Source organism: uncultured Caballeronia sp., assembly GCF_964243625.1.
Taxonomy (GTDB): domain Bacteria; phylum Pseudomonadota; class Gammaproteobacteria; order Burkholderiales; family Burkholderiaceae; genus Caballeronia.
Map to the genome: position 1 here is coordinate 1 of NZ_CAXTGZ010000090.1, position 15,686 is coordinate 15,686.

The following is a 15,686-nucleotide window of genomic DNA, read 5'->3' on the forward strand; positions in this document are numbered from 1 at the left end:
CCGCCGCGCCTGCAACTGCAAGTGGTGCGCCCGCTGCCAGCGCACCTTCTGCTGCCGCGCCCGCTTCTGCCGCCACCTCCGCTTCCGCGCCAGCGGCTGCATCGAGTCCGCCAGCTAACACCGTCGCTCAGTCGACCACACCGAATGTCTTGCCCATCACGGTCGCGGCGATCGCAACGGGAACGCGCAACATGTTGCAGACAAGTGTGACGATCTGCGTGCCCGGAACGACGACCTGCCAGACTATCGACAACATCCAGGTCGATACCGGATCGCAGGGATTGCGCATTCTTGCTTCGGCGCTCACGCCTGCTTTGGCCCTCCCTGCTGTAACGGGAACCGGTGGCACCCCGACGGCTTCCTGCACCGTGTTTGGTTCGGGCTACACGTGGGGTTCCGTGCGTACCGCCGATGTCCATCTGGCGGGCGAAGTGGCTGCATCGACATCGATCCAGATCATCGCCGATCCAGCGGTTCCAGCCGTTCCCGCGAGTTGCAGCAACTCCGGCCTGCCCATGCTTACAGCCACCGCGCTGCGAAGCAACGGCATTCTTGGCGTCGGCCCGTTCACCGCCGACTGCGGCAGCGGCTGCGCCACCACCGCCCTGCCTCGCTGGTACTACAGTTGCACATCTGGAACGTGCGTGTCTGCGACGTTGCCCGTTGCTCAGCAAGTGACCAATCCGGTAAGCAATTTCGCCACCGATAACAACGGCGTCCTGATCGAGTTGCCAGCGGTGGCCGACACAGGTGCATTGAGTGTTTCCGGCACCATGACGTTCGGCATAGGCTCGCAGTCGAACAATCAATTGGAAAGCGCGCAGGTTCTGCCCGGCAACGGCGTCACCGGATTTGTGAAAACGATGTTCCAGGGCAGTACCTACGCCACGAGCTTTATCGATAGCGGTTCCAACGGTTTGTTCTTCCCGTTGAGTTCCATGCCGGGATGCGGTGTGTGGTTTTGCCCGACAGCGCCGCAGAATCTTACTGCCAGCATTACTGGCACCAACGCTGCGACGACAAGCGTGACATTTGCCGTAGGCAACGGACTATCGCTTTTCGCGACCGGCAATAATGCGCTCAGCAATCTAGCCGGTCCCGCCAACGGCTACTTCGATTGGGGCTTGCCTTTCTTTTACGGCAGACGGGTCTTCACCGCGATCGAAGCTCAAGTGACGCCAGAGGGCCAAGGGCCTTACTACGCGTTTTAGGCTTGGGCGAGCGCATCGGCACTGCGACTCCCTGACGCGGGAGTCGCAGCGTTCAATCATGAGCGTTTTCGCCGCTGTCGGCTTCAGCACGCTGGAAGCGCAACTCCACACGCCGGTCACTCGCGAGACAAGCGACCAGCGCATGCCAGTCACGCATCTGGCATTGCGCACCCGGCGACGCTCGCCCGAAGCCCTGCGCCCTCACTTCCGCCTTCACACCGCCGGCGAGCAAATAGCGCCGGACAGCATCTGCGCGCCGCTGTGATAATCGAAGGTTGTAGGTATTGCTGCCAAAACGATCGGTAAATCCCGAAACCGAAATCAGCTTTACAGCGCCGTCGTCGTTCAGGCCGTTCATATCGGCGATCACACCGTCGAGCTTCTGGCGTCCGTCCGCGGTGATCGATTCGACCTTGCTGCCGTTGAAAGCGAAAAGCATGTCGGTTGGCAACGCGACAACGGTCGGAGCAGAAGTTGAAGCAACACTTGGCGCATCGGCGTGTTCCGCAGGAATGCCGCAGCTTTGAAGGCTGAGCTGAACATCAGCAAGCGCCGACTGTACTTCGTCGACTTTTGCCTTGGCAGCTTCGAACTGCCGTGTCCAGGCGTCGTGCCCCGCGTGCATCAATTCGACCTCGGCACACGCAATCTGCTTTTGAGCCTGCGGACATTGCAGAACCCGCGGATCAGCGAGCGCCGCGCGCAGGCCGTCCGCCAAATCGCTACGTAAAGGCGTGACGGTGCGCAGTGGCGGATTATCGACTGTCAGCGGTTGCGCGCCTTCCAGTCCCGCTGCGAGTCGCGCCGCTTCGCCGATGGACTCTTCCACGAAGCCCCATCGATCCCCCGCTTCAAGTTCTTTTTTCGCTGCATTGATCCAGCATTGGTCCTTGAATCCAATATAGGTGCTCTTTCGCTCGTTCATTCGGTCGAGTCGCGCCTGCAAGAGTCCGATCGCCTCATGCGGGTTGCCTACACGACCATAAAGCTCGATCCACGGCTCGACCGCTGCTCCCGCTTGCGCACTCTGCTGAACGCCGGCACCGGTTTGCAATACGGTTGCATCCTGAATGCCAAGTGTGTCGCGCACCGCTGTGTTGGCGCAGCCTGTCAGGACCAAAAGACAGGCAACGCCGAGATTGATGTTTTTCATTATTCGACAAGTTGAGCATTCGTCGCAGATCCCTGCGACGAATTGGAGTTACGCGCCGCGACGTGTTGCGACGCATTGCAACGTGTTGCGGCAACGAGTGGTGGCTGGGTGGCCTGCTGTTCAAGCCGGCCTCAGATGCCAAATACGTAACCCACGCCCGCCCTGACGATGGTGCTGTTGCCACCCGAGGACGAAACGCCACCATTGAAGTTGATGTTTCCCTTGTCGTTCCAGCGCGATACACCAATGCCCAACGCCGCCTGCCCTCGATAAGCCGCGACACCCGCATTCAATGTCGTGCGTCCCGGCAGATACGGCGTGACCACGTTGAGCGCCGAGGCGGACGCAATACCTTTGCGCGTGTTGCGATCGAGATCCCGGATTTGCTGGTCGGTATTGCTGAAACGCTGATCCGTGTAGCTGTTGGCCTGACTGAGCGTTGAACTGGCTGACTTGCTCAATTGATCCAGGTTGACGGCATCGGTCGAGGAAGTACCGGCTGCCACATTGGTGATCTGACGCTCACTGCCAGGTGCGCCGACCGATACCGACGACGCCCGGTCCGCAACCGAACCCGCTCCAAGCGCCACGGAACTGGCAGCAGTGGCTGTGGCGTTCGCTCCGAACGCTACAGCGTGATTGCCCGTAGCAACGGCTGCTTCCTTCGATGCATCGCCGTCGGCCGCGAAAAACGCGGTGCTTGACGCCGTGAAGTTGTTGACCCGTGACACGGCGTCATTTAGCTGACCGAGATTCACTCCGTCCGTAGCAACGACGCCGCTCGCGACGTTATGAAGAAGGGTGCCGCCGGCAATGCCTTTTCCCAGCGTAACGCTGCCGAAGTCCGCAGCGCCGCTCGCATTCTTGTCGTAGGTGAGCGCCGTTTCCGCCTTGCCCGTTTCGTCGACGAGACCCGCGCTTTTCAATTGCGCGACGTTGACTGCATCGGTGTCGGATGTGCCCGCCCTCACATTGGTGATCTGCCTTTCATTACCCGCCGCACCCACCGACACCGTGTTCGTGCGATCTGCCACAGAGTTGGCACCAAGCGCGACCGAATTGCCGGCGCTCGCCTGCGCGTTGCCCCCAATAGCGGCAGCGTCGGCGCCAGTCGCCGATGCCGCCACGAGCGTTGTATTGGCGTTGAAGTATTTGAGCGCTCCACCATTGCGCAAGCTGTCGACGAGTTGCGCTGTCTGGAACAACTGGTCGCCGTTCACTGCGTCCGTGCTGCCCGCCTTGACTGCTCCGGCCGCAACGTTGCGCAACGCGACCGGCACGGCTGCACCCGCCCCGCCCAGCGTCGCACTGCTCCGATCAACCGTACCGTCTGCTTTCATGTCGTACGTGATTGCTGCCGCCGCGTTGCCCGATGCGTCGATCAGGCCGGCGCTCTTCAGTTGAGCCACGTTGACCGCGTCCTGATCCATCACCCCGGCTTTCACATTGGAGATGACAGTACCGTTCGTTCCGCCGAGCATGACGTTCGCTTTGGACTCGTCCGTGTAGCTCAGCTTCAACGGTTCCGCACTGGTCAATTGCGCAAGCGATGTGGCGACGTCATGCACATTCGAATTGGTCGCATAGAGTTGTGCGCCGTTCACCGCGTCGCTGCTCTGCGGGTTCAGCGCACCGGCCGCGACATTGCTGATCCGTACTGCCTGACCCGACGTCCCGCCAAGCGCAATCGTCGTCTTGTCCAGGTTGTCGTATGCGACAAATGCATTCGTCGCGACTCCCGCCGTATTAGTTGTTGCGCCAAGCGCCTTGAGTTGATTCAGGTTGACGGCATCCGTACCGTCACGCGCCCCGGCGACATGCACGATCCGCCGCTCCGTGCCGCTATCTCCCACAGAGACCACGTTGCTCAATGAGCCGTCGCTGCTCGCGCCCAACACGACGCTATTGCTTCCTCTAGCGGTGACGTTGCTGCCGAGCACAAACGAGTCGGTGCCGAGCGCCTTGTTGCTATTGCCGACGACATAATTCCCGGACCCGCTCACGAAGTTACTCATGCCAATGCCACCAGCGGCGAGGCCAGTGACTCGCGTGAACGAACCAATTGCAAGCGAATCGTCGCTGGATGTATTGACTGTGGTGCGCCAGCCGATTGCAAGACTTCGATCCGAGTCAGCTCGAGCACCGACACCCAACGCAGTAGATTCGACACCGCTCGAGGAAACGCCGTTCCCCACCGCTACGCCGCCTAAAGCCGCATTTGCATATGAGCCGACGGCGACCGCGTAGTCGCCTGTTGCGCGCGCGTTCACACCCACGGCAACGGCGTTCATGCCAGACGCTCCAGTCGAGTTCGTACCGTCGATTGGTCCTGAAATAACCATCTGGTCCGGAGAAAGACCGGATGTGCCAGACCCGGCGCCCAACGCCGGCGTGGCAGCCGCCAGCATGTTCGATGCCGTCAAGGTTTGCGGCGAAAGAACACCGAGCGCCTGACGAACTTGCGCTGCATAAGCCAGGTTATCGACAAGCGCAGCATTCGCCGTTGCCGACAACGTCAGCAACGAAAGCGGTGTTAGCGTGAGCACGGCAGCCGTTCCAATCCGCATCCGTCGACTGACGAATGAAGATCGCTCGCGAGACCCACGATACGCACCGCCACCACTTTGTTTATTCCATACGACACGCTGGGTCTTGTTCATTTTTTTGGGTTCTCTCAGGTCTTGAGACACGCGTATGCGCACTCGGATTGCATTGACTGAGCGTGCGCGCGCATGCGACCGGTCATCGATCAGTGCCCGTATCTGCATGCGAAAAAGCCGTTGCACGCTCGTGTGACACTGTGACAGATCAAGATAAATTTCCCCCATCAGTAAACTCTTAAAACGGCCGAAACCAGGCCATTCGATATAGTTAAACCGCTTCAATCAAGCATATTTGTGTTTTTTAAGCATCATGAAGACGTTCATCCCGGTGGGGCATGAGCACCTTCTTTATCCTTATCGCGCTATTTCCTGAAGCCTTGATCAGGCGCACGTCACCGATCAAAATCAGGAGCCCAACGCAAAAGCGGCGACGTTGTTTCCAACGCCGCCGCTTTGCGACCCACGGTCCCGTCAAGACATCATCTATAGAGGCCGCCCTTTCATTTCCACCTGAGCGCTTCGCGAGACGCCGCGCTTGATCATCAGCGCAGCCGCCGCGATCAGCGACGGCACCGCGAGCAGTCCGAAGATGGTGCTGAACCCTACGCCGGCTTGAAGAAGGAAGCCGCCCGTCGACGCCCCGAGGATTCCGCCAAAGCGACCGACGCCCAGCATCCAGGCAACGCCGGTCGCACGTCCGCTGGTCGGGTAAAACGCCGCAGCAAGTACCGGCAGCGAGGACTGCGCGCCGTTCATGCAGACACCGGCCACGAACGTCAGCGCACCGAGCCACATGATGCTCGCCGATTGCTGCCCGACCAGCCACACGAAGAATCCGGTCAGCACATAAGTAACGGCAATGACCCTGTGCGGCTCGAACCGATCCATCAGCCAGCCGACACCAATGGCGCCGATACCTCCGCCAAGCGGAAACAGCGCCGTCACGATGGACGCCTCGCGGATCGTGAAGCCGGTATCGCGTATCAAGGTCGGCAACCAACTCGTCAACAGGTAATAGACGAGCAGCCCCGCGAAGTAAGTAATCCAGAGAAGCACCGTCCCGGCGCGAAACCGCCCGGACAGCACCACGGCCAGTCCACTGCGTTTTTGCGAATCCGAATCTTCGGGCAGCACGAAACGCAGGTTATGCAGCGAGACCTCGGGCGCCATCCGGCGCAAAACCGCGGATATCTTCTCGACGGGCCAGCCACGCAGCACCATGAAGCGGATCGATTCCGGCAGCACGATCAGGACGACCGAAAGCGCCAGCGGCAGAATTCCGCCGACCACAAACACACTGCGCCAGCCGAAATGCGGGATGATCATTGCGGCAACCAGACCGCCGGCGGAAGCGCCGACGGTGAAGCCACAAAACATCGTGTTGACTATCAAAGCACGCATGCGGGCCGGCGAATACTCGGACATGAGCGTGGTGGCGTTGGGCATCGCGGCGCCGAGGCCAATGCCGGTCAAGAGCCGCATGACCGCGAGCATGGAAAGCGAAGAGGAGAACGAGCAGAGCACGCTGAAGATGCCGAACGAAAGCACCGAACCGATCAGGACGCGCTTTCTGCCAATCCGGTCAGCGAGCGGTCCGGCGAACAGCGCACCAATGGCAAGGCCGAAAAGCGCTGCGCTCATCACCGGCCAGAGCGCGGCCTTGGTCGGATGCCATTCCTGCACGAGTGCCGGCGCCACAAAGCCGATGGACGCTGTATCGAAACCATCGGCGGCCACGATCAGGAAACATAAAATCAGGATCATCCATTGATACGGGGAAAAACGCCGCTCATCGATGAACCGCTGTACATCCAACGTGCCGTCAAGCTGGGCCATGTCTGTCTCCTGCCGTGTTTTTTATTGGTGACTACAACGTGCAACGCGCTCAGTCATGCCGGGCGGTCTTCTTCATCGAAGATCTTCTGAGCCAGATGAAATGCCGAATTCGCCGCCGGCACGCCGCAATAGATTGCCGTCTGCAGCAGCACCTCCTTGATCTCTTCGCGCGTGACGCCGTTATTCTTGGCGGCCCGCAAATGCAAGGCGAGCTCTTCGCTGCGATTGAGGGCAACCATCATCGATATGGTCAGGAGGCTGCGCGTATGGCGCGGCAGGCCGGGCCGAGTCCAGATGTCGCCCCAGGCGTACCGCGTGATCAGGTTCTGGAATTCCGTGGTGAGATCGGTACGGTTTTCGAGCGAGCGCGTGACGTGTGCATCGCCGAGCACGGCGCGACGCACGGTGAGCCCTGCTTCGTAACGTTCGTCTTCGGTCATGTCAGTCTCCCAGGAACTCGAGCAGCGTCTTCGTAAAGTCGCCGGCTCGTTCAATGTTCGATAAATGCGCGGCATCGAGTTCAACGTAACGCGCGCCTTCTATGGAGCCGGCCAGTTCGCGCCCTTGTGCCGCGGTCGTGGACTGGTCGTGCGTGCCGGCGATCACGAGTACCGGCGCCTTGATGGTCCTGGCTTCCTCACGGGCATCGGCGTCGCGCAGCGCTTCGCAATTCGCCGCGTAACCTTCGCCCGATGTATGCCGAAACACGTCGCGAATACCCGCTAACAGAAGCGGATGATCCGCAATGAACCCCGCCGTGAACCAGCGTTGCAGCACGGGATCGACGAGCGCGGACATGCCGCCTTCCTCGCGCGCCCTTGCGGCACGCGGGCTCCATGTCGCGGCCGACCCGATCAACGCCGCCGTGTTGGAAAGCACCACGCGCCCGAAACGCTCCGGGTGGCGCGCGGCGAGCGCGATGCCGGTGATGCCGCCCATCGACAGGCCGCAATAGTGCGTGCGTGCAATGCCGAGCGAATCCAGCAGGCCGATCACATCGCCGGCAAGCTGGTCGAGCGTGTACGGGCCGTTCGGCGCATCCGAGCGGCCATGGCCGCGCGTGTCGTAGCGCAGCACGCGAAACTTCGCTGCAAGCGCTTCGACTTGCGGCGTCCACATCGATACATCGCTGCCAAGCGAATTCGACAGCACGATCCAGGGCGCGTTGCTGCCGGCCGAAGCATCGACACGATAGAACAATTGAATACCGTTGACGGCGGCGTAGGGCATTACGAAAAGCTCCCGAATGGATTTGACCGATGCCGCTTCAAGACGGCATCGACGAAAGCAGTTGCCTGGCCCGCATAATTGGCCGGATCCAGCAGCGCTTGTAATTGAACAGAAGACACGTGTTGCGTGACGCGCGTGTCGTTCGAAAGCACGTCGTATAGCGTCGTGCCTTTGGCGACCGCTTCCTTCGATGCATGCTCCACGAGCGAGTGGGCATCGAGCCGGCCGATGCGATCGCCGAGCGCAAGCATCACCGCTTCGCCGAGGATCAACCCGTGCGTGAGATCGAGATTGGCGTCGAGCCGCTCTGTGTTCACTTCCATATTGGACACGATGGCCGTGATCTGCGCGAGCGCTCCGCCGGACAACCGGGCAAGATCCGGCAGCGCTTCCCACTCCGCCTGCCAGCCGCCGAGCGCCCGTTCATGTTCCTGCACCATGCCGCTGAAAACGGTCGCGACCAGATTCGGCGCGCGCATCGCGGCGCTCAGAACGGCTGCGCAGCCGACGGGATTGCGTTTGTGCGGCATCGTCGATGAACCGCCCTTTCCCGCCGCGGCCGGCTCGGCGAGTTCGCCGACCTCTGTCTGCATGTGCAACGAGATGTCGCGGGCGATCTTCCCCAGCGTACCGATGAGCATCCCGAAACACGCCGCCGCCTCCGCGATCCGGTCGCGCTGGGTATGCCAGGGCAGTGCAGGAAGCTGGAGCTTGAGGTCGTCGGCCAATGCCTGCGCCACGTCCGGCGCCTTGTCGCGCAGACTTGCCAGCGTTCCCGCAGCACCACCGAATTGCAGGACGAGCACGCGCCCACGGCATTGCGCGAGACGTTCGCGATGCCGCGTCAGCGCGTCAAGCCACTGAGCGAACTTCAGACCGAGCGTAATGGGCAAGGCTTGCTGAAGCCATGTGCGGCCGATCATCGGCGTCGTTCGATATGTGCCGGCTTGAAGTGCGAGCGCTTCGGACAATTCGTCGAGTCCGGCTTCCAGCAAGTCAAACGTAGAACGCAATTGCAGGACCGTACCGGTATCGATGATGTCCTGGCTCGTCGCGCCCCAATGCACGAACTTCGCGGCATCGGCATCTTTGATTTTGACGGCGGCCGTCAGTTGCTTCACCAAAGGAATCGCGAGGTTGCCGCCGGATGCGGCGCCTGACATCAGCGCACCGGCATCGATCAGATCTGCATTGCATGCAGCAACGATCGCCCCGACCGCGTCCGCTGGAATCACGCCATGCAAGGCCGACGCCCGGGCGAGCGCCGCCTCGACATCGAGCATCGACTGCACGGTCTCTCGCGCCGACCACACGGCATTCATCTCGGCCGTGCCGCAGATCCGATCGGTCAGACGTCCGGCCGCAGCAAATGTCGGCTCAGAAGACGACATCACACGCGCTCGATGGCGATCGCAATACCCTGTCCCACGCCAATGCACATCGTGCACAACGCAAAGCGCCCGCCCGTCCGATGCAACTGATAAGTCGCGGCCGTAACCAGCCGCGCGCCGCTCATGCCCAGCGGATGGCCGAGCGCGATCGCTCCACCGTTCGGATTGACGCGGGGATCGTCATCGGCAATCCCAAGCAAGCGCAGCACGGCCAATCCCTGCGATGCAAACGCCTCGTTCAGTTCGATCACATCGAATTGATCGATAGTCATGCCCAGGCGCTTCATCAATTTCTGCGATGCCGGCGCCGGTCCGATGCCCATTACGCGCGGCGGCACGCCTGCCGTCGCGATACCCAGCACGCGAGCGCGCAGCGCGAAGCCAAAACGTCTGGCGCTGTCTTCGTCGGCGAGAAGCAAGGCTGCGGCGCCGTCGTTCACACCCGATGCGTTGCCCGCCGTCACCGTGCCGTCCGGCCGCACCACGCCTTTCAGCTTCGCGAGCGCTTCAAGACTCGTTTCGCGCGGATGCTCGTCTTGCGACACGAGCACCGGATCGCCTTTCTTCTGCGCGATGGAAACCGGCACGATTTCCTGCGCGAACGATCCGTCCTTCTGCGCGCGCGCCGCTTTCTGCTGGCTGCGCAATGCAAAGGCATCCTGATCTTCGCGGCTTACCTTATAGTCGGTAGCCACGTTTTCCGCGGTCTCGGGCATGGAATCGACACCATGCATTTTCTTCATCAGCGGATTGATGAAACGCCAGCCAATGGTCGTATCGTAGATCTCGGCCTGCCGCGAGAACGCGGTCGTCGCCTTGCCCTGCACGAATGGCGCACGGCTCATGCTTTCCACGCCACCCGCCACCATCAGCGCCGCTTCGCCCGATTTGATCGCGCGCGCCGCAACGCCGATTGCATCCATGCCCGATCCGCACAAACGGTTGATCGTCGAACCCGGCACTGAATCAGGTAGACCGGCCAGCAACGCCGACATCCTTGCAACGTTCCGGTTGTCTTCGCCGGCCTGGTTCGCACAACCGTAGATGAGGTCATCGAGGGCGCTCCAATCCACTTCCTTGTTGCGCTCCATCAAGGCGCGCAATGGCACGGCGCCGAGATCATCGGCACGAACCGATGACAGCGCACCGCCATATCGGCCAACCGGCGTGCGGATTGCGTCGCAAATGAATGCTTCTTTCATGCCCATCTCCTGAGTTGTCCTTCAATGCGCCGAGAGCGCCGCAGCCGCTTCTTGCGGCTCGTACGTCAAAGGTACTTGCGCCAGTTTTTGAAGCTCGTCGAACGACAAGCCTTCGATGATTTCCCGCACCACGAATCCGTTCGGCGTTATATCGAACACGCCGTGATCCGTGTACACACGGTCCACGCAGTCCACGCCCGTCACCGGATAGGAGCACTCGGCGACCAGCTTGCTTTCGCCCTGCTTGGTGAGCAGTTCCATCATCACATAAACCTGTTTGGCGCCGATTGCCAGATCCATTGCGCCGCCGACAGCGGGAATCGCGTCGGGCGCGCCCGTGTGCCAGTTCGCAAGATCGCCTTTCGCCGATACCTGGAACGCGCCGAGCACGCAGATGTCCAGATGGCCGCCGCGCATCATCGCAAAGGAATCGGCGTGGTGGAAAAACGCGCCGCCCGTGAGCAGCGTCACATGCTGCTTGCCGGCGTTGATCAGTTCGTCGTCTTCCGCGCCTTTTTCCGGCGCCGGGCCCATGCCGAGCAAACCGTTTTCGCTATGCAGGAAGATTTCGCGGTCCGCCGCGAGGTGATTGGCAACGAGCGTCGGCACGCCAATGCCCAGGTTCACGTAGGCGCCTTCCTGAATGTCGCGCGCCACGCGCTGCGCCATTTCATCACGAGTCAGTTTTTTCATGTCGATGTCCTGTCGATGTCCTGTGTTCACGCCGCCAGCTCGGCAGCATGCACAACCTGGGGCACTTCGATCACGCGCTGCACGAAGATACCCGGCGTCACGATGTCCTCGGGGTCCAGCGCACCGAGCGGCACGACTTGCGAGACCTGCACGATCGCGGTTTTGGCGGCCGTGGCCATGATCGGCCCGAAGTTGCGCGCGGTCTTCCGATACACCAGGTTGCCCCATCGGTCGCCCTTAAACGCCTTGATCAGTGCGAAGTCAGCATGCAGGGGCGACTCCAGCACGTAATGCCGGCCATCGATGAAACGCGTTTCCTTGCCCTCCGCCAGCTTCGTGCCGTAGGCAGTCGGCGTGAAGAATCCGCCGATACCCGCGCCCGCCGCCCGAATGCGCTCCGCGAGATTGCCTTGCGGCACGAGTTCCAGCTCGATCTCTCCCGCCCGATACAACCCGTCGAACACTTGCGAGTCGCTTTGCCGCGGAAACGAACAGATGATCTTGCGCACCCGCCTGGCTTTGAGCAGCGCGGCCAGCCCGGTCTCGCCGTTACCCGCATTATTGTTGACGATGGTCAGTTCGCGCGCCCCCTGTTCGATCAATGCATCGATAAGTTCGGAGGGCATGCCCGCCGTGCCGAATCCGCCGATCATCACGATTGCGCCGTCTTGAACATCTTTCACCGCCGAGCTCAGCGAGTCGAAAATCTTGTTGATCATGGTGTTCCTTCCTTTGACTGAATCGAAGTGCGCCGCTTGCAATTGAATGTTCGTTGTGCGAACATCGATTCGTTTAGCGAACAAATGTCATGGTATTCCCGCATTCGTTGCGCTGTCAATGAACCTCGGGTTTGTCCCGATGAGTTTCGAATTTCAGGAGGGCTTCAGAATGAATCCTCTCGCTTTGGCGACCGACCTGCCCGAGACGGACCCGGCCTCCCGTCCCGGCGATGCGTTCGTGCAGTCGTTCGCACGCGGTTTGTCGGTGATTCGTTCGTTCAGTGCGTCGCGTCCTGCGCAGACATTGTCCGAAGTCGCGGCTGCATCGGGCCTCACGCGCGCCGGCGCACGAAGGATCTTGCTGACACTGCAGGCGCTCGGTTACGTCGAAGCCGACGGCCGCCAATTCACGCTTACGGCCAAGATCCTCGACCTCGGTTTCGCATATCTCACCTCGATGCCCTTCTGGAATCTCGCCGAACCGGTCATGGAAGAGCTCGTCGGCCAAGTACACGAGAGCTGCTCGGCCGCCGTGCTGAACGGCACGGAAATCGTCTACGTGCTGCGCGTACCGACGCACAAGATCATCACGATCAACTTGTCCATCGGCAGCCGTTTGCCGGCGTTCTGCACGTCACTAGGACGCGTGCTGCTCGCGTCACTCGATGACGACAAACTCGACGCCCTTCTCGACGCCAGTGCGCTCGAAGCCCGAACGCCCCGCACAATCGTCGATAAAACCGCGCTCAAGGCAGCGCTTGCCCTGGTGCGCAAACAAGGCTGGGCTATCGTCGACCAGGAACTGGAAGAAGGCCTCATTTCGATGTCCGCGCCCATCCGCGACCGCCAGGGCCGCGTGATAGCCGCGCTGAACATCAGCGGCAACGCGCAGCGCAAGAACGCGAAACACATGGTGAAAGCGTTCCTCGAACCGCTCCTCGACGCAGCGCAGCGCGTGTCCGAAATGGTCGCGAGGCGCGGCTGAACCATGGCGGCGTTAAAACCCGGCGACCTCGCGCTCCACGACCTCGATCTGAACCTGATCCCGTATCTGGTCGCCATCGAAGAGACGCGCAACGTCAGCCGCGCAGCCGAACGGCTCGGCGTGAGCCAGCCGCGTGTCAGCACCGCGCTCGGCCGGCTGCGCACGTATTTCAACGATCCGCTGTTCGTGCGGACATCGCGCGGCATGGACCCCACGCCGCGCGCCCTCGCCCTTGTGCCCGTGGCGCGCGAGGCGCTGAACCGCATCGAGCGCGGTCTGCTCGACACCCAGCACTTCGATCCCGCCGTGACGACCGATACCTTTGCCATCGCATTGTCGGATGTGGGGGAAATCGTCTTCTTGCCGCGATTGTTGCAAACACTCGCGGTCGCGGCGCCGCGGGCGAATTTGCGGTCGGTATCGTTGAAACACGATCAGGTCGAACGTGCGCTGGAAAATGGCGAAATCGATCTGGCCGTCGGTTATTTCCCCGATCTCGATGGTGCCAACTTCTTCCAGCAACGGCTCTTTTCGCATCGGTTCATCTGTTTGATGCGGCGCGATCATCCGTGCGCACGTGGACCGCTGACGCTCGCGCAGTACATTGAATGCGGCCACGCCGTGGTGCGCGCGGAAGGCCGCAGCCAGGAACTCCTCGAAGATTTCCTCCATAAAAAACGTCTCCGCCGCCGCGCCGTGCTCGAGACGCCGCACTTCATGAGCCTGCCCTTCATCCTCTCGCGCACCGACCTGATTGCGACCGTGCCGCACGCGATCGGCTACGCGTATGTGGAGGAGCACGCGTCCATCATGCTTGCCGAGCCGCCGCTGCCCTTGCCCCACTTCGACCTGAAACAGCACTGGCACCGGAAGTTTCACAACGATCCCCGCACCATGTGGCTGCGCGGCGTAATTGCATCGCTCTTCAACGATGAACTCGATGAATGGCCGAAGCGCCCGACCACACCCCGTTCCATCGATAAACGCCGCTAAACTGAGCGTTTTGTTTCCTGCCGGGAAAGTCTCATGGACGGATTGACCAGCTTGCGCGTGTTCCGCGATGTCGTTGAAGCCGGCAGCTTTGTGAAGGCAGCCGAGCGGCTCGACATCTCGACGGCGATGACCAGCAAACACGTCGCGAACCTGGAGCGGCAACTCGGCGTGCGCCTCTTGAACCGGACCACGCGGCACCTGAGCCTGACTGAAGCAGGCAGCGTCTATTACGAGCAATGCCGCGAAGCGCTGGACATCCTGCAGGCCGCTGAATCCGCGGTCGGTTCACAAACCGACAAACCGCGCGGCGTGCTGAAGATCACGGCGCCGGGCTGGTTCGCCAATGCGAAATTCGCCGATATCCTTGTGGCTTATCGTGCGCGATATCCCGAAGTGCTGATCGATCTGCGGCTGGAAAACCGCTTCGTCGATCTCGTCGAAGAAGGTTACGACATGGCCTTGCGCGCGACGTCGGAACCGTCGCCGACCATGATCGTCCGCCCGCTTTGCAAGGTGCCGTTCGTGCTCGTGGGTTCGCCCGATTATTTGCAGCGTCGTGGTCAGCCGGAACATCCACGCGACCTCGGCGAACGCCATGAAATCGTCTTGCCGACCTACACCAGCGTGGACAGCGTCGAATTCACCGGCCCGGACGGTGTATTCGCCGTCAAGAACAACGCAGTGCTGAAGACCAACGATAGTTCCATGTCGCTTCAGCTCGTACGCGCAGGTCTTGGCCTCGCCTATTTGCCGAAATGGATCGTGGAGCACGATCTGGCGTCGGGCGCGCTGACGCATCTCTTTCCTGCTTACACGACCTTCGCACCACGCGTCTACGCCGTCTACACGAGCCGCAAGTACATGACGACCAAGGTGCGGACATTTATCGATTTTGTCTCCGAGACGCTTTCGACCAACGATTTCATCGATACGCGGGGTCCTTCAAACCCGCCCCGAAAACTAGGATAAATCGTATTCAAAACGTGTCACCGCCCGTGTGAAGATCGCGCCGATTCGCAATTTGTTTCGTTGAAGCGACCTTTTACTCTCAAGACAACCCCGTCGGGCTGGTGATGACTTTCCCCTGGTTTCCGTTGATCCTCAATTTCGTGCTGCTGGCCGCCGCCATCCTGATCTGCAATGCGTTGAACAACGCGCGGCGAGAGCTTGTCTGGAACGGCGCACTGCTCTTTGTTGGCTTCTCCATTCTCGCGATGGTGCTGGACTTCGTTCTGACTTTCGTCTTCGCATCAGCGACGACGACGGACAAGGAGCACTACATCGATTTATCGTCGTTATCTGCCTGCGGAGAGCGCGCGATTGCTTACGTGATTCCGTGCATGGTTGCGGCCATCATGGCGCTGAGATTCCGTCTGCGCGACCGCAGCGAGGACGAGCCATCCGTGATGATCCAGACGTCCGAATACACGCAGTCCGAATTGCGTTATTGACTGGCGCTTGTTCGGAGGCCGATTGTGCCTTGACAGAATGAACGCCATTTGCTTCGTGCAGGAGTGAATTGCTCGGAACTTCGCTCGAAAATGAGTCCGCCGGTTCAAAATTTCGAAAGTCTCTGATATACTTTTCCTCTTTCGGGGCGTAGCGCAGCCTGGTAGCGTACCTGCATGGGGTGCAGGTGGTCGGAGGTTCAAATCCTCTCGCCCCGACCA

General features: G+C 60.9%; 14 protein-coding genes and 1 tRNA gene. 6 read left to right on the forward strand and 9 right to left on the reverse strand.

Annotated elements, in window-relative coordinates:
• Window positions 1-191 precede the first annotated feature (191 nt).
• Window positions 192-1,211 (forward strand): DUF3443 domain-containing protein, encoded by a 1,020-nt coding sequence (locus ACFFAR_RS08695; RefSeq protein WP_375507756.1) that lies wholly within the window; start codon window positions 192-194, stop codon window positions 1,209-1,211.
• Window positions 1,212-1,263: 52 nt separating this feature from the next.
• Here the strand turns inward: ACFFAR_RS08695 and ACFFAR_RS08700 are convergent, their stop codons facing one another.
• From ACFFAR_RS08700 to ACFFAR_RS08740, 9 genes are all read right to left on the reverse strand, one after another.
• The gene (locus ACFFAR_RS08700; protein WP_174364116.1) at window positions 1,264-2,364 is read right to left on the reverse strand and encodes an OmpA family protein; all 1,101 of its coding nucleotides are present in this window, start codon (window positions 2,362-2,364) and stop codon (window positions 1,264-1,266) included.
• Window positions 2,365-2,495: 131 nt separating this feature from the next.
• Window positions 2,496-4,910, reverse strand: a complete 2,415-nt coding sequence (locus ACFFAR_RS08705) for a YadA family autotransporter adhesin (RefSeq protein ID WP_375507757.1) — start codon at window positions 4,908-4,910, stop codon at window positions 2,496-2,498.
• Window positions 4,911-5,450: 540 nt separating this feature from the next.
• Window positions 5,451-6,803, reverse strand: a complete 1,353-nt coding sequence (locus ACFFAR_RS08710; RefSeq protein WP_062170078.1) for an aromatic acid/H+ symport family MFS transporter — start codon at window positions 6,801-6,803, stop codon at window positions 5,451-5,453.
• Between the two features lie 53 nt (window positions 6,804-6,856).
• Window positions 6,857-7,243, reverse strand: a complete 387-nt coding sequence (gene pcaC / locus ACFFAR_RS08715) for a 4-carboxymuconolactone decarboxylase (RefSeq protein ID WP_174365342.1) — start codon at window positions 7,241-7,243, stop codon at window positions 6,857-6,859.
• Between the two features lies 1 nt (window position 7,244).
• Window positions 7,245-8,033 (reverse strand): 3-oxoadipate enol-lactonase, encoded by a 789-nt coding sequence (pcaD, locus tag ACFFAR_RS08720; RefSeq protein WP_061999655.1) that lies wholly within the window; start codon window positions 8,031-8,033, stop codon window positions 7,245-7,247.
• Window positions 8,033-9,424 (reverse strand): 3-carboxy-cis,cis-muconate cycloisomerase, encoded by a 1,392-nt coding sequence (locus ACFFAR_RS08725; protein WP_375507758.1) that lies wholly within the window; start codon window positions 9,422-9,424, stop codon window positions 8,033-8,035. Before ACFFAR_RS08725 ends, pcaD begins: the two co-directional genes overlap by 1 nt.
• Window positions 9,424-10,626, reverse strand: a complete 1,203-nt coding sequence (gene pcaF, locus ACFFAR_RS08730; protein ID WP_174365376.1) for a 3-oxoadipyl-CoA thiolase — start codon at window positions 10,624-10,626, stop codon at window positions 9,424-9,426. Before pcaF ends, ACFFAR_RS08725 begins: the two co-directional genes overlap by 1 nt.
• A 21-nt stretch (window positions 10,627-10,647) precedes the next feature.
• A complete protein-coding gene (locus ACFFAR_RS08735; protein WP_061999657.1) occupies window positions 10,648-11,319 on the reverse strand; it encodes a 3-oxoacid CoA-transferase subunit B in 672 nt (223 codons plus the stop codon).
• Between the two features lie 26 nt (window positions 11,320-11,345).
• A complete protein-coding gene (locus ACFFAR_RS08740) occupies window positions 11,346-12,038 on the reverse strand; it encodes a 3-oxoacid CoA-transferase subunit A (protein WP_174364416.1) in 693 nt (230 codons plus the stop codon).
• A 169-nt stretch (window positions 12,039-12,207) separates the two neighbouring features.
• Between ACFFAR_RS08740 and ACFFAR_RS08745 the strand changes: the two genes are divergently transcribed.
• From ACFFAR_RS08745 to ACFFAR_RS08765, 5 genes are all read left to right on the forward strand, one after another.
• Window positions 12,208-13,023: an IclR family transcriptional regulator C-terminal domain-containing protein gene (locus ACFFAR_RS08745; protein WP_174364415.1), complete on the forward strand. Its 816-nt coding sequence runs from the start codon at window positions 12,208-12,210 to the stop codon at window positions 13,021-13,023.
• Between the two features lie 3 nt (window positions 13,024-13,026).
• Window positions 13,027-14,016, forward strand: coding sequence for a LysR family transcriptional regulator (locus ACFFAR_RS08750; protein WP_062170082.1), 990 nt, complete (start codon window positions 13,027-13,029; stop codon window positions 14,014-14,016).
• Window positions 14,017-14,049: 33 nt separating this feature from the next.
• Window positions 14,050-14,985, forward strand: a complete 936-nt coding sequence (locus ACFFAR_RS08755) for a LysR substrate-binding domain-containing protein (protein ID WP_174364414.1) — start codon at window positions 14,050-14,052, stop codon at window positions 14,983-14,985.
• Between the two features lie 104 nt (window positions 14,986-15,089).
• Window positions 15,090-15,467: a hypothetical protein gene (locus ACFFAR_RS08760; protein ID WP_062170084.1), complete on the forward strand. Its 378-nt coding sequence runs from the start codon at window positions 15,090-15,092 to the stop codon at window positions 15,465-15,467.
• A gap of 142 nt (window positions 15,468-15,609) precedes the next feature.
• Window positions 15,610-15,686 (forward strand) — tRNA-Pro (locus ACFFAR_RS08765).